Origin of the sequence: Propioniciclava soli, assembly GCF_014858005.1 — a bacterium.
GTDB lineage: Bacteria > Actinomycetota > Actinomycetes > Propionibacteriales > Propionibacteriaceae > Propioniciclava > Propioniciclava soli.
This window is the reverse complement of record NZ_JACYOT010000005.1, coordinates 68,190-88,721: the sequence shown is the minus strand read 5'-3', so window position 1 is coordinate 88,721 and position 20,532 is coordinate 68,190. Positions and strand designations below refer to the sequence as shown.

14 protein-coding genes are annotated in these 20,532 nt (G+C 72.3%); 3 read left to right on the top strand and 11 right to left on the bottom strand.

The features are described from left to right. Window positions 1-18: 18 nt before the first annotated feature. On the bottom strand, window positions 19-1,245 hold the full coding sequence (locus IFY26_RS05500; RefSeq protein WP_232548003.1) for a pyrophosphate--fructose-6-phosphate 1-phosphotransferase: 1,227 nt from the start codon (window positions 1,243-1,245) through the stop codon (window positions 19-21). A gap of 207 nt (window positions 1,246-1,452) precedes the next feature. On the opposite strand from IFY26_RS05500, the gene IFY26_RS05495 reads away from it, so the two are divergent. Beyond that, the gene (locus tag IFY26_RS05495; protein WP_232548002.1) at window positions 1,453-1,860 is read left to right on the top strand and encodes a hypothetical protein; all 408 of its coding nucleotides are present in this window, start codon (window positions 1,453-1,455) and stop codon (window positions 1,858-1,860) included. A gap of 37 nt (window positions 1,861-1,897) precedes the next feature. On the opposite strand, the gene IFY26_RS05490 is transcribed toward IFY26_RS05495, so the two are convergent. Then, window positions 1,898-3,025 carry a MalY/PatB family protein gene (locus tag IFY26_RS05490; RefSeq protein ID WP_232548001.1) on the bottom strand — a complete coding sequence of 376 codons (1,128 nt, stop codon included), beginning with the start codon at window positions 3,023-3,025 and terminating at the stop codon, window positions 1,898-1,900. Window positions 3,026-3,122: 97 nt separating this feature from the next. Between IFY26_RS05490 and IFY26_RS05485 the strand changes: the two genes are divergently transcribed. Further along, window positions 3,123-3,746 carry an L-threonylcarbamoyladenylate synthase gene (locus IFY26_RS05485; RefSeq protein WP_232548000.1) on the top strand — a complete coding sequence of 208 codons (624 nt, stop codon included), beginning with the start codon at window positions 3,123-3,125 and terminating at the stop codon, window positions 3,744-3,746. Between the two features lie 9 nt (window positions 3,747-3,755). Here the strand turns inward: IFY26_RS05485 and IFY26_RS05480 are convergent, their stop codons facing one another. Together IFY26_RS05480 and ppk2 are read right to left on the bottom strand one after the other, a co-directional pair. Next, window positions 3,756-5,117, bottom strand: a complete 1,362-nt coding sequence (locus IFY26_RS05480; RefSeq protein ID WP_232547999.1) for a hypothetical protein — start codon at window positions 5,115-5,117, stop codon at window positions 3,756-3,758. 114 nt (window positions 5,118-5,231) lie between these two features. Next, window positions 5,232-6,074 (bottom strand): polyphosphate kinase 2, encoded by an 843-nt coding sequence (gene ppk2, locus IFY26_RS05475; RefSeq protein WP_232547998.1) that lies wholly within the window; start codon window positions 6,072-6,074, stop codon window positions 5,232-5,234. Between the two features lie 89 nt (window positions 6,075-6,163). On the opposite strand from ppk2, the gene IFY26_RS05470 reads away from it, so the two are divergent. Further along, complete coding sequence (locus tag IFY26_RS05470; RefSeq protein ID WP_232547997.1) at window positions 6,164-6,919, top strand: CPBP family intramembrane glutamic endopeptidase; 756 nt, start codon at window positions 6,164-6,166, stop codon at window positions 6,917-6,919. A 4-nt stretch (window positions 6,920-6,923) separates the two neighbouring features. Here IFY26_RS05470 and IFY26_RS05465 read toward each other — a convergent pair whose 3' ends face one another. From IFY26_RS05465 to IFY26_RS05435, 7 genes are all read right to left on the bottom strand, one after another. After that, window positions 6,924-7,877: a PAC2 family protein gene (locus IFY26_RS05465; protein ID WP_232547996.1), complete on the bottom strand. Its 954-nt coding sequence runs from the start codon at window positions 7,875-7,877 to the stop codon at window positions 6,924-6,926. Window positions 7,878-7,980: 103 nt separating this feature from the next. Continuing rightward, window positions 7,981-8,889 carry a DoxX family protein gene (locus IFY26_RS05460; protein WP_232547995.1) on the bottom strand — a complete coding sequence of 303 codons (909 nt, stop codon included), beginning with the start codon at window positions 8,887-8,889 and terminating at the stop codon, window positions 7,981-7,983. 84 nt (window positions 8,890-8,973) lie between these two features. Then, window positions 8,974-9,909 carry a transglutaminase family protein gene (locus tag IFY26_RS05455; RefSeq protein ID WP_232547994.1) on the bottom strand — a complete coding sequence of 312 codons (936 nt, stop codon included), beginning with the start codon at window positions 9,907-9,909 and terminating at the stop codon, window positions 8,974-8,976. After that, window positions 9,906-12,494: a circularly permuted type 2 ATP-grasp protein gene (locus IFY26_RS05450; RefSeq protein WP_232547993.1), complete on the bottom strand. Its 2,589-nt coding sequence runs from the start codon at window positions 12,492-12,494 to the stop codon at window positions 9,906-9,908. Before IFY26_RS05450 ends, IFY26_RS05455 begins: the two co-directional genes overlap by 4 nt. Window positions 12,495-12,538: 44 nt before the next feature. Continuing rightward, complete coding sequence (locus IFY26_RS05445) at window positions 12,539-16,006, bottom strand: transglutaminase family protein (protein WP_232547992.1); 3,468 nt, start codon at window positions 16,004-16,006, stop codon at window positions 12,539-12,541. 243 nt (window positions 16,007-16,249) lie between these two features. Further along, window positions 16,250-19,312: a glycosyl hydrolase gene (locus IFY26_RS05440; RefSeq protein ID WP_232547991.1), complete on the bottom strand. Its 3,063-nt coding sequence runs from the start codon at window positions 19,310-19,312 to the stop codon at window positions 16,250-16,252. A gap of 296 nt (window positions 19,313-19,608) precedes the next feature. Beyond that, on the bottom strand, window positions 19,609-20,430 hold the full coding sequence (locus tag IFY26_RS05435) for a transglutaminase-like domain-containing protein (RefSeq protein WP_232547990.1): 822 nt from the start codon (window positions 20,428-20,430) through the stop codon (window positions 19,609-19,611). Window positions 20,431-20,532 lie beyond the last annotated feature (102 nt).

Below are 20,532 nucleotides of genomic sequence, written 5' to 3'. Positions count from 1 at the left end.
CGGACGCCGGCGTCCGGCTCAGTGCTCAGCGGGGGCGGCGGCCACCGGTGCGGGCTGGCCGATGGCGGCCAGCATCTCGGTGAACCAGGGCTCGGTGATGTCGAACGGCTTGCCGCCCTTGATGCGGTCGAACGCGATGACCGACAGCGTGTCGCCGTTCTCCTCGTCGTGGCCGATGACGCCGGGCTCTTCGCGCAGCGCGGCGTCCACCGCCAGCTCGACCATCGTGTCGATGAGCTCGAGGTCGTAGGCGTTCGAGGCCGCCGAACGGCTGTAGTAGCCCGACTTCTGCACCAGCACCTTCTCGGCGTTCAGCTTCGCGGCGAACTGCTCGGCGAACCAGGCGCCCGGGTTGATCTCGTCGAGCCGGACGTGACCGAACGCGTCGCGCGGCACCTCCTCGCCGGCGGCCTCCATCTCGGCGATGATGCTCTCGACGCCGGCGCCCTCGGAGAGGAAGATGGTGACGTTGCCGACCTCGTCCATGACCTTGTTGAGCAGCTCGGCCTCCTCGGCGATGTCGATCTCCGCCTCGGGCACGAAGACCGCGTGGACGTCCCAGGCCTCCTTGCTCAGGCCGAGCTCCGGCAGCCACTGCTGGTCCTCCAGCCACTCGCGGTACTTGCGGGCGGTGGCCGCGGTCAGCCAGCCGCAGTTGCGGCCCATGACCTCGTGCACGATGAGCGTGCGGTTGGACGCGTTGTGCTCGGCCAGCACGTTCCTCGCGAAGCGCGCCCCCATCTCGGCCGCCGTGTCGGCGCCCAGGCTCTGCTTGATCGGAACCACGTCGTTGTCGATGGTCTTGGGCAGGCCCACCACGGTGAGCTCGTAGTCGTGCTCGTGCAGGTAGTGCGCCAGATCGGCCGCGGTGGTGTTGGTGTCGTCGCCGCCAATCGTGTGCAGGATGGTCACGCCGTCCTCGATCAGACGGTCGGCGGCGAACTTCAGCGAGTCCACGCCCTCCTCGATCAGGCCGCGCTTCACCAGATCCTTGGTGTTGGTCAGCTTCACGCGGCTGTTGCCGATGGGGGAGCCGCCGAAGTCGCGCAGCACGTCCGCGTTGGCGCGCACCTCGTCGGTCACGGTGAAGTGGTCGCCGCGCAGCAGGCCCTGGTAGCCGAGCTTGTAGGCGATGATCTCCACGTCGGGGGCGAGTTCGGTGTACCGCTTGATCAGTCCGCCGACCGCGGTCGACAGGCACGGGGCGAAGCCACCGGCGGTGAGCAGGGCGACCTTCTTCGTCATCTTGGGAGAACCTCTCGTCGAACTGGGGTCCGTGCGTGCGCACGGGTGGTGTGGACCGTTCCCCAGCCTACGGCGATCCGGACGCCGCCGCTGGCGGTTGCCCTGCCTGTGGATGGCGAGCGACGCCGCGCCCGCGCCCCGGCCCCGGCGTGGCAGAATCGCCGTGCGGGGCCGCAACGGGCCCGGGGGGAAACGGGGGGACCGACCATGACTGCTGCTTCTGGGCGAAGGGACGCCGAGCGCGGTCACGCCATGTCGAGCTTCGTGTCGGTCGTCGTCGTCGCCCTCATCCTGGTCGCCGGGCTCGTCGTCGACGGCGGGGCGAAGGCCAATGCGGCGCGCGCCGCCGAGTCCGGCGCGGCCCAGGCGGCCCGGGCGGCCGTGGACGCAGGGGCCACCGCTCGCGCCGGGGGAGCGGGGAACGGCGTCGAGGCGGCACGCGCCGCCGCCGAACAGGAGCTGGCCGAGCGGGGCCTGGCCGGCACCGTCAGCATCCGGGACGGGCGCGTCCGCGTGGAGACCTCGACGTCGGCGCCCACGGTGTTCCTCAGCCTGATCGGCGTCGACGTGCTGGCGGCGTCCGGGTCGGCCGAAGCCGAGCTGCGCACGCCCTGACGCCCTGCGCGTCCGCGAGCACCCCCGCAGCGCGGAGTCAGGACAGGCTGGCCGCCATCCGCCGCACGCCTTGGGTGAGCATCTCCTCCGACGTCGCCAGGTTCATGCGCACGAACTGACCATAGGCCGGGCCGAAGTCCTCGCCGGCGTTCAGCGCGACCTTCCCGTGGGTCAGGAAGTGGTTGCGCGGGTGCGCCAGGCCGAGTGCCGAGCAGTCGAGCCAGGCGAGATAGGTCGCCGGGCCGGGGACGTGGCGCACCTGCGGCAGGTGCTCGGCGAGCAGGTCGACCAGCAGCCGCTTGCGGGCGGCCACCTCGGCCATCAGATCGTCGACCCACCCCTGGGCGTGGGTGAGGGCCGCGGTGTGCGCGATCGTGGCCAGGTGCCCGGTGGACTGGTTGGCCAGGGGCGGCGCCTGGGCGAACACCTCCTCGGCCTGCGTGCCGCGGATCATGACGCCGCCCTTCAGCGCGGCGAGGTTCCACCCCTTGCCCGCCGAGAACGTCACCACGGCGTTCTGCGCCTGCGGCAGCGACAGGATCGGCACGAACGTCTGCCCGGGGTCGGTGAGCGGGGCGTGGATCTCGTCCACGATCAGCGTGACGCCGCGCTCGCCGCACAACTGCGCGAGCGCCGTCAGCTCCTCGGCGGTGTGGAGCGTGCCGGTCGGGTTGTGGGGGGAGCACAGCAGGTAGGCCGTGGGCCGGTCGGGACCGTCGAGGGCCGCCTCGATGGCGGGCAGGTCGAGGCGCGCGTCCGCGGTGAGGGCCACCTCGGTGAGGTGACGCCGATACCCGGTGACGACCTGCCAGAACGGGGGGTACACCGGGGGGTTGATCACGACGTGGTCGCCCTCGGCGGTGGAGCCGACCAGGAGCGCGAGCATGGTGTTCATCACGTCGCCGGAGCGCCGGATCTGCGCCGGCTCAGGACGCCAGCCCCACCGGTGCTCTGCCATGGCGGCGTAGGCCTCGGCGTACGCGGTGCCGTGCGGGTAGCCCGTGTCACCGCGGCGGATCGCCTCGGTCAAGGCGTCGACGACGGCCGGGTGCTGGTGGACGTCCATCTCCGCCACCCACATCGGCAACACGTCGGGCTCGAACGTGCGCCACTTCAGCGACGTCCGTTCGCGGAGTTCGGCCTCGGTCAGGGTGAGCAGCGCCATGCCCGGCATTCTTCCACGACCGGCGGGGTGCTTCTCCGGCCGCCCAGGCAGGCAGCGCCGCCGCGCGCCGTGGCCCGACCGTCGTAGGCTGACGGCCATGGCCCGCTACTTCGACGTGCACCCCGACAACCCGCAGCCGCGTGCGCTGACCCAGGTGGTCGCCATCCTGCGCGACGGAGGTCTCGTGGCCTACCCGACCGACTCGGGCTTCGCGCTCGGCTGCGTGCTGGGCAACCGGGAGGGGCTGGACCGCATCCGCGCCATCCGTGACCTGGACCGGCACCACCACTTCACCCTGGTGTGCAGCACGTTCGCCCAGCTGGGCCAGTACGTCGAGATGGGCAACGACACGTTCCGCCTGCTGCGGGCGTTCACGCCGGGGCCGTACACGTTCATTCTGAGGGCGACGCGGGAGGCTCCGAAGGCGATGCTGCAGGAGAAGCGGCGCACGGTGGGCGTCCGCATCCCCGAGCACGTCACCGCGCGGGCGCTGCTGGACGCCCTCGGCGAGCCACTCATGTCGAGCAGCCTGATCCTGCCCGGGTCCGAGGACGCCGCCACCGACGGGTGGTCGGTCAACGACGAACTCGGCCACGCGCTCGACGCGGTGCTCGACTCCGGTGACGCCGGCCTGGGGCCGACGACCGTCGTGGACCTCACCGGGGACGCTGCCGAGGTGGTCCGCGTGGGGGTCGGCGACCCGGAACCCTTCGCGACCTGACCGGCGGGGTCAGAACCGCATCGGGGTGTAGCCCTGCTCGGCCATCGCGTACCAGGCCGTGGCGCCGACGTGCTGCACGCCGAAGTAGCCGAAGCCGAACCCGGAGTCGATCACGCTGGACGCCGCGACGACCCCGCCGCTGACCGGCTGCCCCCCGACGTGCTGGCCGAGGCCGAGGGACGTCTGGGCCACCCGCAGGTTGTCCAGCAGGGTGCGGGAGGTCTGCCGGTGTCGCTTGCCCGCCCGCGTGCGGGTGGCCAGGGCGAGCTGGGCGGACCCCTCGAACCACACGCCGTGCGGGTTGACCTGGATTCCGTTGTAGGACGCGGTGGAGCGCAGGCTGGCATCGGAGAAGGTCACGCCCGAGAGGCTGAGGCCATCCGGCAGCTGACTGTGTTCCTGCTCGGGGGAGTCGGTCGTCCCCAACGCGTCGGTGGCCCAGCCGAGCGCATCGACGTAGCGGGGCTCGAGCAGGGTGAGCCAGCTCCACGTCTGCGGGTCGAGGGGGAGGACCGCGGTGTTGACCGTGGCGCCGTCGTTGGTGCCGGTGTAGAAGTACTCACCGGACCACATCCGGTCCACGAAGGCCCGTGCCCGCTCGGCCTGGCTGGCCCAGCCGCCCTGCTTGTCGATGCGCTGCAGCAGGGTGAAGAACGCCACGCAGTCGATGTTGTGCTCGGTGGATGCGTTGGTCTGGCGCTCGTTGCCGCCGTTCACGCCGAACGTGAAGCCGCCGAGGGCTCGCTCGTTGGTGGCGTTCTCCACGATCCACGTGGCGATGCGACGCGCGGCGTCGCGATAGCGGGCATCGCCGGTGGTGGCATACAGCCGGACGAGCGCGATGCCCGGCCAGGCCATGTCGCCGACCGCCGTGCCCAGGAAGCCGAACTGCCACCCGATGTTGGCGGTGCCGTCCGGCAGACGCAGCCCGTGCAGGTTCGGCGTCCCGTCGTAGAACGTGTAGGGGCCGACGTTGTAGCCCTGGCGCAACCGCCCGTCGGCGTGGGTCGGATCGTTGGCCTGGGCGAACACCAGGCCGTCGCCGATCGTGCGGGCGAGCCGGAAGTCGCCGACCGCCAGCGCGGCGCACACCGCCAGGGCGGCGTCGTAGACGAAGGCGGTGGAGAAGAGCCCGAGCTCATCGGCGTAGCTCTGGGGCAGGGTGGGGTTGCCGGCCTGGGGGTACGCGTCCGTCATGCGGCGGAGAAAGCCGCGCGCGGCGAGCACGCCCTCGCGCGCCTGCGGCTGGACGGCGGCGCGCGGGGACTGGCTGGCGGCGACGGCGGGCAGTGCCGGCACCAGGGTGCCGGCGGCGGCCAGGCCGCCGAGGGCGAGGGCGTGGCGGCGGGACAGGGGGAGGGAGGAAGACACGATGAACTCCTTTGTCGCGGTCTGGACGCCACACTCTAGTGATCATGAGAGCGCTCTCACCAGACCCGGCGGGAAAATCGTGCGGGCAACCGGAAAGGCCCGGGTCGGGGGCCCTCAGTCGTCCTCGGGGTCGTCGTAGGAGGACGGCAGCTGCTCCTCGGTGAGGCTCTGCGCGTGGTGGGGCACCTCGAGCAGCAGGCTGCGGTCGGTGCGGACGTACCCGGTGCTCGGCGGACGCTCCGGCAGCTTCAGCGTGGGTCGTTCGACGTGGCTGTACGGGATCGAGTCGAGCAGGTGGTGAATCATGTTGAGCCGCGCGCTGCGCTTGTCCTCCGCCTCGACGACGTTCCACCGGGCGGGTTCGACATCGGTGTGCACGAACATCTCGTCCTTGGCGCGGCTGTAATCCTCCCAGCGGGTGAGCGACTCGACGTCGGTGGGGGAGAGCTTCCAGCGCCGCATCGGGTCGTCCAGGCGGGAGCGGAAGCGCCGCTCCTGCTCGGCGTCGGAGACGCTGAACCAGTACTTGCGCAGCATGATCCCGTCGTCGATGAGCATGCGTTCGAAGATCGGGCACTGGCGCAGGAAGCGGATGTGCTCCGCCGCCGTGCAGTACCCCATCACCTTCTCGACACCGGCGCGGTTGTACCAGGAGCGGTCGAACAGCCGGATCTCCCCGGCGGCGGGCAGATGCTCCACGTAGCGCTGGAAGTACCACTGCGTCCGCTGCCGTTCGGTGGGCGACGGCAGCGCGACGACGGAGGCGACGCGGGGGTTCAGGAACTCGGTGATCCGTTTGATCGCGCCGCCCTTGCCCGCGGCGTCCCGGCCCTCGAACAACACGACGATCCGTGCCCCCGACTGCTTCACCCACTCCTGCATCTCGACGAGTTCGCGCTGCAGGCGCGACAGCTCGGCCTCGTAGATCTTCTTGCCCAGCTTCGGAGTCTTGGCCATGGTTCATCCTGCCAGAGCGCACGCAACGCCCCGGGTCCCTTTTCCGGATGCATCTTGTTTCCATATCCGCAAGTGGTTACGTTGTGCTCATGAGTTTCCACGAGGTCCCGGGCAACCCCTCGCCCGTCGCGCCACCCCCCGCGCTCCCCCTACCGGCCGTCCTGGGCGTCCTCGCCCTGCGGCCCGTCCTCCTGGCCGTCAGCTGGCTGGTGCTCCTGCTCGCGGTCGGTGCCGCCGCCCTGCCGGGTGCGCTGCTGTGGCAGAACGTCGTCATCGTCGCGGTCGACCTCGTGTCGATCGCCGTGGTCGTGGCCCTGCTCCACCGTCACGGGCGCCGCGCGCGCGATCTCATCGCGCTGCGCGCCTCCGACTGGTGGCGCGCCCCGCTGACGTTCCTCATCGTGATGGTCGGCTTCGTGGCGGCCAGCTACGTGGGCAACCTCGTCGCCTACGCCGGCCCCCCGCCGGCCGACACCGAGGGTGGCTTCACGGTGCCGCTGTGGCTCGGCGTGTGGTCGCTGGCGCTGATGCCGCTGACCATCGGCGTGGCGGAGGAACTCGTGTACCGGGGCATCGGCCAAGGTGAGCTGACGCGCCGCTGGGGCCGGTGGGCCGGCTGGCTCGTCGCCGCCGCGTTCTTCGGTGTGCAGCACTTCTTCCTGACCCCACCCGATCCGCAGGCCTGGCTGGCCCGCTTCGTCACGACGTTCCTCGCCGGCCTCCTGTTCGGCGCCCTCTACTGGTGGCACCGCCGCCTGGCGCCCCTCATCATCGCCCACGTGCTGCTCGACGTGGTCGGGCTGGGCCTTCCGATGCTGTACGTCGCGCTGGCCGCCGGCGCCTGACCGGTCAGCCCGCCGTGTCGTCCTCGCTGGTGGGGTCGTCATCGCCGGGCTCGCCCAGGCCGGCCAGGAAGTCCTCGAACTTCGCGCCGATCTCCTCGGCGGTGGGAATCTCGTGGGCCCCGGGCAGCTCCTGCCCGGCCGGGGGCGCCGGGTTGAGCTTCTCGGTGAACGCGTCGAACTGGTGCTCCATCGCCTCGACCATCGCGGTCAGCTCCTCGCTCTGCGTGACCTGCGCGTCGATCTGTTGCCGCACGAGGGCGGACGCCAGGTCGAGCCCGTCGGCGGGCAGGCGCAACGAGGTGGCGTCCTGCAGCGCCTGGAGCACGGCCGCGGCCGCGGGCGGGAAGTCGTTGTCGGCGATGTAGTGGGGCACGTGGGCGAGCAGCCCGAGCACGGGGTGGCCCGCCTCACCCAGGCGCAGCGTCAGCACACCGGTGAAGGATGCGCTCAGGGTGAACGTGCCCAGGACGGGTTCGGTCGACACCAGGGCCGGGTCGCTCGCGTACTGCGTCACCACCACCGGGCGGGTGTGCGGGGCGGGCGCGGGCATGGTCTGCACCAGCACCGTGTGCTGCACGTCCAACTGGTCGACGAGGTGGTTCACCGCCGCGGCCATCCGCTCCCACTGCAACGACGGCTCGGGGCCGTTCAGCAGCAGGAAGTCGCGGCCGTCGGTGTCGGAGACCAGGTGCAGCGCGATCCGGTGCGGCGCGTAATCACTGAAGTGGTTCTTGTCGAACGTGATCGAGGGTCGGCGCGCCGCGTAGTCCATGAGCTGGTCGGCGTCGAAGGTGCCCAGCAGCCGGTTGGGCAGGTGCTGGAGCAGCTGCTCGTCGGTCTGCCGCTGGGTGTGCCCGGCGTCGGTGTAGCTGCCGAGGGTGACGATCATCGTGTCGGCGTGCACGGCACGCTGGTCGACGTGGGGCTCCCAGGCGAACAGGGTGGTCGGGTCGAGCATCTCGGGTTCCTCCTTCCCGAGCATCGTGCACGGGTCACCTGGGTCAACGCCGGGTGGGGGCTGTGCATTCCCTCGTGACGCGCCGTCTCCGGGGGCCGATGCGTCAGCGAGCGGCCTTGGCGACCCGCTTGTCGGCGGTCCGCTCGCGGCGTCCGGTGGTGAGCCCATGGTCAACGGAGAACCGGCCCGCACCGGTGAAGAACAGCGGCAGGGCCAGCGCCGCGTACGCGAGCGCCGCCTCCCCGGAGAGCCCCCCGGTGGCCGGGTTCAGCACCGGCTCGGAGGCCAGCACCCAGAAGGCGTACACCGCACCCATCATGACCGCCTGCAGCAGCGCGCTCAGGCGCGTCATGGCGCCCACGGCGATCATGAGCGGCAGCAGGATCTGGCCCGCGACGATGGCGACCCCGATGATCTCGGGGGCCAGCGCGCCGATCGCGTTGCCCCGCAACGCCCCGGCGAACCCGCCGAAGTCCACCAGCTTGTGGATGCCGTGCAGCACCAGCGGGAGAGACAACAAGCGCAGGAGCAGCAAGCCGAAGTCCGTGCTCGGCTTGTTGTGGAGCCGCGCCATCTGCCAGCGCCAGGTGTCGCTGTCGTGCGGGTCGGTGTCGTCGGCGGCGGACGCCCCGGCGAGCCCGATCCCCGGGGTCGCGTAGGGCGCCGCGCCGGCGTCCGGGCCCCACGCCTGGGGTGCCGGCACCGCCACCGGTTCGCGCCGCGGCTGGAGCGGGTTCGCCGCAGGCTCGTCGTAGGTGGGCAGCTCGCGGGTCCGGTGCGCGTCGGACCAGTCGTCGTGGGGGACGACCGGAGGTTGCGTCGGCAGCTGCTGGGTCCGGTCGAAGTCGTAGGCCCGGGCACCGGAGAAGTCCTGCGTGCGGTCGGCGTCGGGGGAGTCGTGACGGGAGAAGTCCCGCGTCCGCTCCGCATCGGTGGTGTCGGGGCGCGCCGCGAACTCCTGCGTGCGCTCGGCGTCGTCCCCGCCGTCCCAGGGGCGGTCTGATGGCGTCATGGCTCCTCCTCGTGACGCTCCCACCCTAGAACAGCCGGACGCCGACGGCGCGGCCACCGCGCCGCCGCGGGGGCAGCGACGCGCTCAGCCGGTGGGGTCGGGGATCGGGATGACGTCCACGCCAACCTTCAGCGTGCTGCGCTTGCCCTCGGTGAAGATGACACCCTTCAACGGCGACACGTCGCGGAAGTCCCGGCCCCACGCCGTGGTGATGTAGCGGCTGTCGGCGAGGTGGTCGTTGGTCGGGTCGAGGTCGACCCAGCGGCCGCCGGGGATCATCACCGACGCCCAGGCGTGCGTCGCGTCCGAACCCGCCAGCTTCTGCTGCCCCGGGGGCGCATAGGTCTCGATGTACCCGCTCACGTAGCGGGCGGGGAGGCCCACGGCACGGAAGCAGCCGACGGCGAGGTGCGCAAAGTCCTGACACACCCCGGCCCTGCTCTCCAGAAGCTCCGGCAGGGTGGTCTTCACCGACGTCGCACCCTTGGAGTACGTGAAGTCGGTGTAGATGTCGTGGTACATCGCGCGGATCGCGTCACCCAGCCCGCGCTCGGGCCACAGCAGCGTCTGCGCGAAGGCGTGCACGGGCGGGGACAGCTCCACCAGCTCCGACGGCAGGGAGAAGATCGCACGCTCCAGCGGGTCGACCGTCTCGTCGGCCGCCACCGCGGCGGCCGCCTCCGCCACCGTCATCGCGTTGAGCCCGTCAAGGTCGACCCGGTCGAACTCGACCAGGACGGTGCTGCGCTTGGTCACCACCAGCGAGGTGTGCGGCGTCTGGATCTCCACGTAGTGGCTGTGGTTGCCGAACAGGTCGGTGTGCTCGTCGAGGACGTCCGGCTCGGGGGACACCGAGATCTCGTGGGTCAGGATGCGCTGGTAGGCCGTCTCGCGTGGGCGCAGGCACGCCCGACCGAACGAGCTCGTCACGTCCAGCTCGTAGGTGTACGCGGTCTCGTGGCGCACCTCGTAACGGTGCGGTGCGTAGTGGTCCGGCGCGTTGCGCTCGGGTGCGCTCATCCGTCCTCCCGGCTGAGTTCGGCCACGGCGAAGCTGCTCTGCGGAGCCTGCGTGGTGAAGTGCGTGGCGACGATGGCGTCCGACAACCCGCGCAGTCGGTCCTCCAGCTCCACGAGGGCGTCGACAAGGTCGAGCCGCAGCCCGGTGCTGGCCTCCTCGACCTCGATGTCACGGACGAAGCCGATGACCTCCCGAATGGACGCCGTGAGACGCGGGTCGGGCGCCTGGGCGAGATCCTCGCGGAGCCGCTCGAGCTGGAACACCACCGATCGCGGGTTGGTCGCGTCGGCGAGCAGCAGGTCGAGGGCCGCCGCCACGGGGCGGGCCGAGCCGACGCCGGCCGCCATGCGGCGCCGGTAGGTGATCAGCGAGTCGCCCACCCGCAGCACGGACTCCACGACCATGGGCTCCACCACCGGCGTCGCGGTGAGGGCGATCGTGTTGCGCAGCAGGCGGACGGTGGTCTGGGCACGCTCGACCCGGCGGCCGGCGTCCAGGAACGCCCACGTGGGGTCGCGCACCAGGCTCTCGGCCACGAGCCCCGAGAGGGCGAGCGTGGAGTCGAGCGTCCGCAGGGCCACGAGCTGGATCGGGACGTCCCCACCCTCGGCGCGGGCGTCGTCGATGGCCCGCTGCAACCGTGAGAGCACGCTGGAGGTGTCGAGGCTCAGCAGCTCGCGGACGTCGGTCGCCGCGCTCACGGCGCGCACCACGCTGTTGGCCACGGTGCCCGGCACGTAGCTGTCGAGCAGCAGCGCTGCCAGGTGCGGGAGCGGGTTGGCGAGCCGCTCCTCGCTGCCTGGCCCGGTGAAGCCGGGCCGCACCGTGGTGACCTCCGTGACGGACGTCAGCATGGCCCGCATGGCGGTGTGCCCGGGGGTGTGGGGGTGACGCGCGTGGTCCTCCACCATGTTGTCGGAGACCAGCAGCATGCGGGCGACGAACTCGGCGCGCTCGGCGTAGCGGCCCATCCAGAACAGGTTGTCGGCGGAGCGGGGGGTCAGGCCGGGCAGTTCGGCGTCCGACGGGATCGCGCGGGTGCGGACGCGGAGGTCGAGGTCGACGCGCGGAGCCTGCGTCCCGTCGGCCTCCAGCACCCAGACGTCCTTGCTCGTCGCACCCGACTGGTTGGTGACGATGTAGGCGTCCGGCTCGCTCGCGACGCGCGCCAGGCCGCCGGGCATGAAGTGGTAGGAGTCACCGAGGGCGACACCGAACGTCCGCAGCACCACGTTGCGCGGCTCGAGCCCGACCTGGGTGACGACCGGGGCGGTGGCGGGGGTGAGGGGTTCCTGCGCCGTCCAGGCCCACGGCTCGTCCTCGATGCGGGCGCGCAAGGCATCCAGCTCGGCGGCGCTCATGAGCCAGCCGGGTGCCGGCGCCGCCGTGAAGGCACGCGCGATCGGCTTGATGATGAGCCGGCCCAGGTTCGCCAGGACGTGGCGGCGCGATTCCGGGTCACCGCACCACCAGGTGGTCGGTTGCGGCAGCAGCAGCTCCTCGCCGAGCAGGGCGCGGCACGCGTCGGCGAGGAACGGGAGCAGCCCGGGGTTCTCGATGACGCCGGCGCGCAGCGGGTTGACGATGCTGACCACCCCGCGCCGCGCTGCGGCGACCAGGCCGGGGACGCCGAGGCGCGACTGGGGGAGCAGATCCAGGGAGTCCGACCAGGCGGGGTCGACGCGGCGCAGCACCACGTCCACCGCCTCCAACCGGCCGGTCGTCCGCAGCCAGAGCCGCCCGCCACGCATCAGCAGGTCGTCGGACTGGGCGAGCGGGTGACCGAGCAGGATGGACAGCAGCCCCTGGTCGTAGCTGGTCTCGCTGCCGGGCCCCGGCGTGAGGAGGACGACGCGGGGGACGTCGTCGACGTCGGGCGGGGCGGCGTTCAGCAGCGCCGCCTGCATGACGTCGAACCAGCCGCGGAGGCGCCGCAGGTTCGTCTGGCGGTGCACCGTCTCGAGGGTCCGCGCGATGATGCGGCGGTTCGCCATCGCGTACCCCGCCCCGGACGGGGCCTGGGTGCGGTCGCCGACCACGGTCCACGACCCGTCGGCGGTGCGCGTCAGGTCGGTGGCGGTCATCGGGAGCTTGTGCACCCCCGGCAGCGCGACACCGTGCGCGGGCACCAACAGGCCGGGGTGGCCCGCGACGACCGCGGCGGGGATGACCCCGGTACGCAGCAGGCGGCGCGGACCGATCAGGTCCGCCATGACGGCGTTCAACAGCCGGGCACGCTGCTCCAGCCCCGCCTCCAGCCGCATCCACTCGGGGCTGTCGATGACCAACGGCAGCGGGTCGAGCAGCCACGGCCGGGGGGGCCGGTTCGGGGCGGTGCCGCCATAGGTGATGCCATCGTCGGAGATCAGTCGCTCCACCGTGCGGCGCCGCGTCTGCAGCCCGATGGTGCCGAAGCGACCCAGGGCGTCCACGATGGCCTCGGACCCGGGCCTCACCTCCCCGTCGGCGAGGAGTTCGTCCTGACCGCGGGGGGTGCCGAGGGGGAGGGAGGGGTTGGGGTGGGTGAGACGCTCGGCGTAGCCCTCCAGGAGCGCGTTGCCGGCCTCCATGCGTTCGGCTGTCATGAGGCGGCCCACCCTAGCGGGTGCGGGGGATGCATCGCGAGCCGTCAGTGACGGCCGCGGTCGAAGCGTCGCAGGTCCAGCGTTGCCGGGTACTCCCCGGTGGTGCCCGCCAGCAGGCTCGACGCCGATGGCCACGCGTCCATGTCCACCGCCCCGGTCGTCTGCTCCGGTACGAAGCGGCTGTTGCGTCGCGACTCGGCCTCGGCGGCGTTCACGGGGTAGCGGTCGTAGGACCGCCCACCGGGGTGCACCACGTGGTAGGTGAAGCCGCCCAGGGACTGGCCGTTCCAGGTGTCCACGAGGTCGAACCGCAACGGGCTGTGGATGCCGATCGACGGGTGGAGTGCCGAGGGCGGGGCCCAGGCGCGGAAGCGGACGCCCCCGACGCGCGCCGCCGGCGACGCGGCGACCCCCACCCCCCAGGTGCCGCCCGGGTTGGCGAGCGGCACCGGCACGCCGTTCACCGTGAGGACGTGGCGGCCCTCCACCAGGCCGGTGGCCGCCACCTGCACCCGCTCCACCGAGGAGTCGACGTAGCGCGAGGTGCCCGAGAGCGTGACCTCCTCGCCGAGCACGTGCCACGGCTCCAGCGCGCCCCGCAGCTCGAGATGGACGCCGTCGGCGTCCGTCTCACCCACGCGCGGGAAGCGGAACTCCAGGAACGGCGCGAACCACGCGACGTCGAACGTCTCGCCGATCAGGGGCTCCAGGTGGGCGTTGAGGTCGTCGACCACCGCGCACAGGTCGGCGGTCGCGAAGGCGGGCAGCAGGAACCGGTCGTGCAGGCGGGTGCCCCAGCGGACGAGCGGCTTGCGATACGGCTCGTGCCAAAAGCGCAGCACGAGCGCGCGGACCAGCAGTGCCTGCACCAGCGACATCCGCTCGTGCGGGGGCATCTCGAAGCCGCGCATCTCCAGCAGGCCGAGCTTGCCGCCCGGGCGGTCGCCGGAGTAGAGCTTGTCGATGCAGAACTCCGCCCGGTGCGTGTTGCCCGTCACGTCGGTGAGCAGGTGGCGCAGCAGCCGGTCGGTCAGCCACACCTGCGAGGTGCGCTGCCGTTCGATGCGCTCCTCGGGGTCCTCGTCCCACACCTGGTCGGCCCGGATGGCGGACTCCACGTCGTGGTTGACCGCCGGGTCGTTCTGCATCGCCTCCAGCTCGGCGAACGCGATCTCGAGTTCGTAGAGATACTCGTGCCGCCCCTCGTCCACGCGCGGCGCCTGGCTCGTCGGGCCGATGAAGCGCCCCGAGAACACATAGCTCAACGCGGGGTGGTGCTGCCAGAACGTGAGCATCGACTGGAGCAGGTCCGGACGCCGCAGCAGCGGCGAGTCGAACCGCGTCGCGCCACCGAGCGTGATGTGGTTGCCGCCGCCGGTGCCGGTGTGGGTGCCGTCGAGGTCGAACTTCTCGGTGGCCAGCCCGGAGCGCCGGGCGTCGTCGTACAGGGTGGTGGTCAGCTCCTCCAGCTCGGCCCAGGAGCGCGTCGGGTGCACGTTGACCTCGATCACGCCGGGGTCGGGCGTCACCGACATCGTCGTGAGGCGGTCGTCACCGGGCAGGGGGTAGCCCTCGAGGACGACCGGGACGCCCGCCTCTGCGGCCGCGCCCTCGACGGCCGCGACGAGGCGCACGGCGTCATCCAGCGCGTCGAGGGGCGGCAGGAACACGAACAGGTGCCCCTCGCGGGCCTCGACGGCGACCGCGGTGCGGGGCGCGGTGGAGACCGGCAGCTCGCGCGCGGCGGGGGCCGCGGCGGCCGGATCGCCGGCCGGCAGCGGGGAGTCGGGATCGGCGTTGTGGGTGACGTCGGGCTGGTCACCCCACGCCAGCGCGTTCAGGGGCAGACGCAGGCCGAGCGGTGAGGTGCCCGGCATGAGGAACAGGGCGCGACGGCGCGGCCGCCACCGCGTCGTCCCCCAGCCCCCCTCGGGGTGGGCGAACAGCGGCATGACCCAGCCCGCCGGACGCCCGGCGGCGGCGTCCAGCTCGGCGGCGAGCCCGGCCCGGCCGGCCTCGGTGGTCAAGGCGTCGTCGTCGGGCGCCGGATCGTCGGGCCGGTCACCGTAGGGTTGGCGCGCCTCGGCGAGGACGGCGTCGATCGGATCCTCGAACGCCGGGGTGACGAACTCCTCGCCCACCCCCAGCCGCGATGCGAGCGCGGTGGTGAACGCGCTCACGGTGGCGTCGGCGTCCGCCGTGTCGGCGGGCAGCACCGCGGGCCCCCACGGGTCGGCCAGGAGGGCCTGGTCCTGCCACAGCGGGACGCCGTCCGCGCGCCAGGCGAGCGCCATCTGCCACCGGGGCAGCGGCTCACCGGGGTACCACTTGCCCTGGCCGTGCTGGGTGAGCCCACCGCGGGCCCACCGCTCGCGCAGCCGGTCGGCCAGGCGTGTGGCGAGCTCACGCTTCTCCGGGCCGTCGGCCGCGGTCTCCCACTGGGGGGTGGAGGTGTCCCCGGCGGAGACGAACGTCGGCTCCCCGCCCATGGTCAGGCGGACGTCGGCGTCGGTCAGGGCGGCGTCGATCGCGGTGCCGAGGGCCCGCGCGGCCTCCCACTGGTCGTCGGTGTAGGGCTTGGTGACGCGCACGTCCTCGTGGATGCGCGTGACGGTGTTCTCGAACGCGAACTGGACGCCGACCACCCCGGTCGAGCCCTCGATGGGCGCCGAGCTGGACGGGTGGGGCGTCGCCGAGAGGGGGATGTGACCCTCGCCGGCGAACAGGCCGCTCGTGGCGTCCAGGCCGATCCAGCCGGCCCCGGGCACGTACACCTCGGCCCAGGCGTGCAGGTCGGTGAAGTCCTCACTCGGCCCGGCGGGGCCGTCGACGGGCGTGAGGTCGGCCGTGAGCTGCACGAGATAGCCCGAGACGAACCGGGCAGCGAGGCCGTAGCGGCGCAGCACCGAGACGAGCAGCCACGCGCTGTCGCGGCACGAGCCCAGGGCCTTGGCGAGGGTCTCCGCCGGCGTCTGGACGCCCGTCTCGAGACGGACGGTGTAGGCGATGTCCTGCTGGATCGCCGTGTTGACCGCGACCAGGAAGTCCACGATGCGCGTGTCGCCGGCCGTCACCCCCAGCGGGGCGATGCGGCGCTCGATCCAGGCGTCGACCTCGTCTTCCTCGGCGGACGCCTCACCCCCGGCCGGGACCGGGCGGAGATAGGGCGCCAGGTCCTCGCGCAGCGCGTCGGGGTAGGTGAAGGGGAAGTTCTCCGCGTACTCCTCGACGAAGAAGTCGAACGGGTTGATGACCGTCATGTCGGCCACCAGGTCGACCGTGATCGAGAGGTGGTCGGCCGGCTCGGGGAACACCAGGCGCGCGATGTAGTTGCCGAACGGGTCCTGCTGCCAGTTGAGGAAGTGGGTCGGCGGCGACACGGTCAACGAGTAGGCCTCGATCGGCGTCCGGCTGTGGGGTGCCGGTCGCAGGCGCACGGTGTGCGGATTGATGTTGACCTCGTGGTCGAACGTGTACTGGGTCGAATGGTGCAGCGCCACGCGAATCGTCACGGCCGACAGCCTAACGGGCCGGACCGACGATCCGGCCCGCGCCCTGTTACGGGTGTGTGACCGATCCCCGGCCGCCGCCTCGCTCCCCGGGCGCAGCGCGGCTCCCCGGCCGCAGCGCGGCTCTCCCGCCGAGGTCACCTCCCTCCTCCGCCGTAGCGGGGCTCTCCGTGCACGGAGAGCCCCGCGGTGGCAGGGGAGCGCAGTGGTTCAGGGGCCGGGTCCGGTGCCAGGGGCCGGGGTGAGTCAGCCCCGGAACGTCAGCGTGTCGACGGCGACGAACGCACCCGGTTGCCCGGAGTCGAAGGTCACGTAGACCCGCTGGCGACCGGTGAGGCCCGGGGCATTGAACGGAATGTCGCGCCACGACCCCCAGCCGCCGGTGTTGCCGACCGCCATGGAGCCGACCGGTGCTGCGGTCGGGCTCCCGACGCGCACCTGCACCAGCCCGGAGACCCCGCCCGGGGCGCCCGAGGCCACGCGGGCCACGACGTCACGCGACGTGCCGGCGCCGAACTCGACGTCGAACGCCAGCCACGCCCCCGTGGCGAGGGGGCCGGTGGTGCGCCCCTGCCAGGTGACGCCCGCGTGCGCCACCGCCGCCGTGGCGGCGATGGGGCTGAACGCGTCCACCGGGGTCGCCGGCGGAGCGGTGGGCGCCGGCGACGTGGGGGTCGGTGTGGCGGTCGGCACCGGCGTGGGTGCGGCGGTCGGTGCGGGGCTGGCCACCCGCCCGCGGAACTGCCCGGACGCGAGCCGCGCGAAGGGAGCCGGTTGGCCGGAGGTGAACGTGACCGTCACATCCCGGACGCCGGTGAGTGAGGCGTCCACGTTCAGCGGAATCGAGCGCCACGCGTCCCAGCCGCCCGTGTTGCCGACCGCCAGGCTGCCCAGCACCCGGCCGGTCGCCCCACCGTCACGGATCTCGACGAGCCCGGACGCCCCACCCTCGGCTCCCGAGGCGAGCCGCAGCACGGCGTCGGTGTACCCGCCCGAGCCGAAATCGAGCCGGAACGTCACCCAGTCGTTGTGACGCGCGCGGGCCGTGCCCGCGGCATCCGTTGCCAGGGAGGACGCCGTCGCGGTGTTCGCTGCGAACCCCGCGTAGGGGTCACCGGCCCGCGCCGGCACCGTGGGGGTGGGTGAGGGGGCGGGGGGTGTCGGCGTCGGCACGGGGGTCGGCGTCGGAATCGGCGTGGGCGTCGGAATCGGCGTGGGCGTCGGGACAGGGGAGGGCGGCGATCCGGCCCGCCGCGCGTCGTCCCGCGCGCGTCCGGAGGCGACCACGGCGTAGAGGTAGGAGCGCGTGTTGCCGTTGTCGATGTCAGCATCGCTCAGCCGCGCCGCCAGGGCGCTCGCCCGCTGCCGATCGACCAGGGAGAGCAGCATGATGTTCCAGTCGATGAGATGGCTGCGGCCGCTCACCTGGGGGTTCTGGGCGAGCACGGCGTCGAAGGCCTCGGTGATGACGTCGCGTCCGAGGGCGCTCATCGGGGCGAACTGCGTGGGCCCCATCGGGATGACCTGGATGCCGAGGATGTCGCTGGCGTCCGCGCTGAACCACGTGCCGTAGTCGGTCTTGCCGGCGAACATCATCGAGACGATGGTCTTGTCGAAGGCGCCGGTGCGGTAGGGGGTGAACCAGTAGGCGGACGCCGTGGCCATCTCGGTGCTGAGCATCCAGGTGGCCTGCTGGCTGAGCGCGGCGTCGCCGGACGCGCGGGCCCAGAAGTCGAGGCCGGCCCAGGCGTTGACGGCCTCGGAGGTCGACTCCTGGTCGTTGCCGTCGAACCCGCCGCCGGTGCCGTTCGCCCACGAGTGGCCGCGCCAGTCGTCGAAGGAGCGGCGCTTGATGGTGGTGGCGGTGTCGGTCGGGCTGGCGATGTCGGCGACGAGCGCGTCGGCCACGGGGGCATAGCGGGTCACCAGCGCGGGGTCGTCCAGGCCGAGGACGCCGGCGGCGTAGAGGAAGTAGCCGTAGTGGAAGTGGTGGTCGTTGACGTTGTCGCCCGAGCCGAAGCTGTCGCCGTGCCCGACGACGGTGTGCAGTGTCGCGTCGTAGGTGAAGCACTTCTCCTTCACGGTGGTGCAGCGCTGCGGGTCGAGCCACAGGTCGAGCTGGGCCACCACGGCGTCCTTGATGGCGGACGCCTCGGCGGTCAGCCCGAGCTGGGCGGCGAGCCGGTGGACGTTGACAGCCCGGTACAGCTCCTTGCCGCCGAAGTAGGTGTCGGCGGCGACGAAGCGCGTGACCTTCGGCAGGTCGGCGCGCACGAGGGCGGCCAGCTCGGCGCGCTGGGCCGAGGTGAGCCCGGTGAGGTCGACGTCCCGCTGGCTGGTGTGGGCGGGCACGGAGAAGGTGAACGTGGTGCCGCGCACGGCGGACGCCCACCCGTTCGGGTTCTCCCAGCGGCCGGTCAGCGTGGTCAGTCCGTAGTTCTGGTGCGGCATCTGGGTGAACACGGTGGGCCGGCCGCCCTCGGTGGTGAGGGAGAACGTGGTGGACGCCTGCCCTCCCGCGACGGCGTGGCTCACCCGCGTCCCGGTGACGCGGACGGCGCCGGCCACCAGCGCCGCGATGTCGGCCGCGGTGGCGTCCTGCGGCTCGGCAAAGACATGGACGAGCCCACCCTGGGGCAGCGTCAACCCCCCGGAGGCGGCGCGGCTGGCCTGCCCGGCGACGACGTGCAGCACCTGGCCCGTGGGGGCCTGCCACGTCCAGTGCCCCACACCAGCGGGGGTGAGCGCGCGGTTCGTACCGAGCGTCTGGGCCGACGCGGCGCGGTACTGCACGTAGGGCCACCCCTCGACGGCGGTCAGCGTGCCGACGGCGCTCGCCCCGGCGAACCAGGTGAGGTCGGCGCTGATGTCGTCGAGGCGGGTGAGTCGGTAGTCGGTGGCGCCGGCCGGCGCCAGCGTGAGGGCCTGGTTCTCCGAGCCGAGCGGATCGCCGTTGCGCACCCAGCTCGCGATGACCGCCTTGTCCCCCCACGTCCACACCTCGGGCAGGGCGACGCCGAAGGTGGTGGGTTGGGCGCGGAACGCCAGACCGCCGCCCACCCAGGTCGGGGCGAAGAGGCCGTCCTTGTTGAAGACGGCCCCGCTGATCCAGGAGTTGGTGGGCGGCAGGATGCCCGGGCCGAGGCGGGGCGCGTCCGCCCCGCGGTAGAGGGTCGGGTGAACGGGTAACACCCGTGCCGGTTCGGAGGCGGCCGTGGCGGACGGGACGAACCCGACCAGCGTGGCCGCGGAGACGGCGAGGGTGACCAATCCGGTCGCGAGGCGGTGGGGAGCGGTGGGGGCTGACATGGCGGGGGAGGTCCTTCCGGCGACGCTGGGGGAGGCGGGTAATGAGAGCGCTCTCATTTCCTCGCGTGACCAGAAGGCTAACCGACGGAGGCCGCCTTGGGAAGCTCGAGACGACCAATAAACCAAGTCACAGAGATATTGGTGTGGCCCACTCGACCAATATGACCCGTACGGCTTTTCACCATCACGGAGCCGGGAAAGGCCCGAGGGGGCGGGCCCGGAGGGCCGGGCGCGAAACGACCCCGCCCCTGCCGGCAGGGGCGGGGTCGCGCGGTGTGGAGCCCGGCGCGTCCGGGTCAGGGGGCGGTCGAGCCCAGGTACACCACCGCGTCCGGATCCTCGGTCGGCAGACCCTCGTGGCGCACGCACATGACCTGCACGTCGCCGAACTCCACCTGGCCGGACTGCACGGTGAGGAAGGCGGTGTCGGACGCGTCGCGCCCGTTCACGATGCGCACCAGGGACTGCCGCGGCGCCATGCGCGTGGAGTCGACCACCTGCCAGCGCCCCTCGTGGGCCACCTCGGCGACGGCGTGGAAGTCCATTGGATCGAGCCCGGGCGCGTAGACAGCCACCAGCCGCGCGGGGAAACCGCACGCGCGCGTCATCGCGATGGTGAGGTGCGCGAAGTCGCGGCACACTCCCTGCTGGGCGAGGTAGGTGTCGACCGCCCCGTCGGTGGGAGCGCTGCTGCCCGACACGTAGAACAGGTTGTCGTGCACCCAGTCCGCGATCGCGTTGATCTGCTCCTGGCCCTCCAGACCGGCGAACCGCTTGGACGCGATGATGCCGAGTTTGTCCGACTCGGCGTAGCGCGACGGGCGGCGGAACTCGATCTCCTCGATGCCGGACACGGGCTCCGCCGACGCCGAGCCGTCCGTGGTGGCCCGGTAGTCGAAGGTGATCGGGCCGGCGGGGATCTTCGCCACGTGGAGGCGTCCACCGTCGGGCGCGGCCACCTCGCTGAGGTCGATGGGTTCACCACCGACCGTCAACGCGAGCACCTCGTTGGTGACGATCGGGCCGTGGGCGACGGCCACGGCGAAGACCACTTCGGCCGGGGTCTCGGCCTTGGCCTCGATGTGGACGTTGACGTCGGTGCCCGTCTGCTCGGTCATGGTGGCTCCTGTCCGCTGGTGAGGCCCGGGGAGGTCGGGGACCCCACGCTAGCCCCCGCCTCCCCGGCCACCGCGGGGGCGTCACTGGGTGGACGCCCCCGC

Coding starts and splice junctions, on each gene's coding strand:
- IFY26_RS05490 (WP_232548001.1), bottom strand. CDS start 3,025: ATGGCGCTGCTCACCCTGACCGAGGCCGAACTCCGCGAACGGACGTCG.
- IFY26_RS05500 (WP_232548003.1), bottom strand. CDS start 1,245: ATGACGAAGAAGGTCGCCCTGCTCACCGCCGGTGGCTTCGCCCCGTGC.
- IFY26_RS05470 (WP_232547997.1), top strand. CDS start 6,164: ATGAGTTTCCACGAGGTCCCGGGCAACCCCTCGCCCGTCGCGCCACCC.
- IFY26_RS05455 (WP_232547994.1), bottom strand. CDS start 9,909: ATGAGCGCACCCGAGCGCAACGCGCCGGACCACTACGCACCGCACCGT.
- IFY26_RS05485 (WP_232548000.1), top strand. CDS start 3,123: ATGGCCCGCTACTTCGACGTGCACCCCGACAACCCGCAGCCGCGTGCG.
- IFY26_RS05435 (WP_232547990.1), bottom strand. CDS start 20,430: ATGACCGAGCAGACGGGCACCGACGTCAACGTCCACATCGAGGCCAAG.
- IFY26_RS05450 (WP_232547993.1), bottom strand. CDS start 12,494: ATGACAGCCGAACGCATGGAGGCCGGCAACGCGCTCCTGGAGGGCTAC.
- IFY26_RS05440 (WP_232547991.1), bottom strand. CDS start 19,312: ATGTCAGCCCCCACCGCTCCCCACCGCCTCGCGACCGGATTGGTCACC.
- IFY26_RS05460 (WP_232547995.1), bottom strand. CDS start 8,889: ATGACGCCATCAGACCGCCCCTGGGACGGCGGGGACGACGCCGAGCGC.
- ppk2 (WP_232547998.1), bottom strand. CDS start 6,074: ATGGCCAAGACTCCGAAGCTGGGCAAGAAGATCTACGAGGCCGAGCTG.
- IFY26_RS05465 (WP_232547996.1), bottom strand. CDS start 7,877: ATGCTCGACCCGACCACCCTGTTCGCCTGGGAGCCCCACGTCGACCAG.
- IFY26_RS05495 (WP_232548002.1), top strand. CDS start 1,453: ATGACTGCTGCTTCTGGGCGAAGGGACGCCGAGCGCGGTCACGCCATG.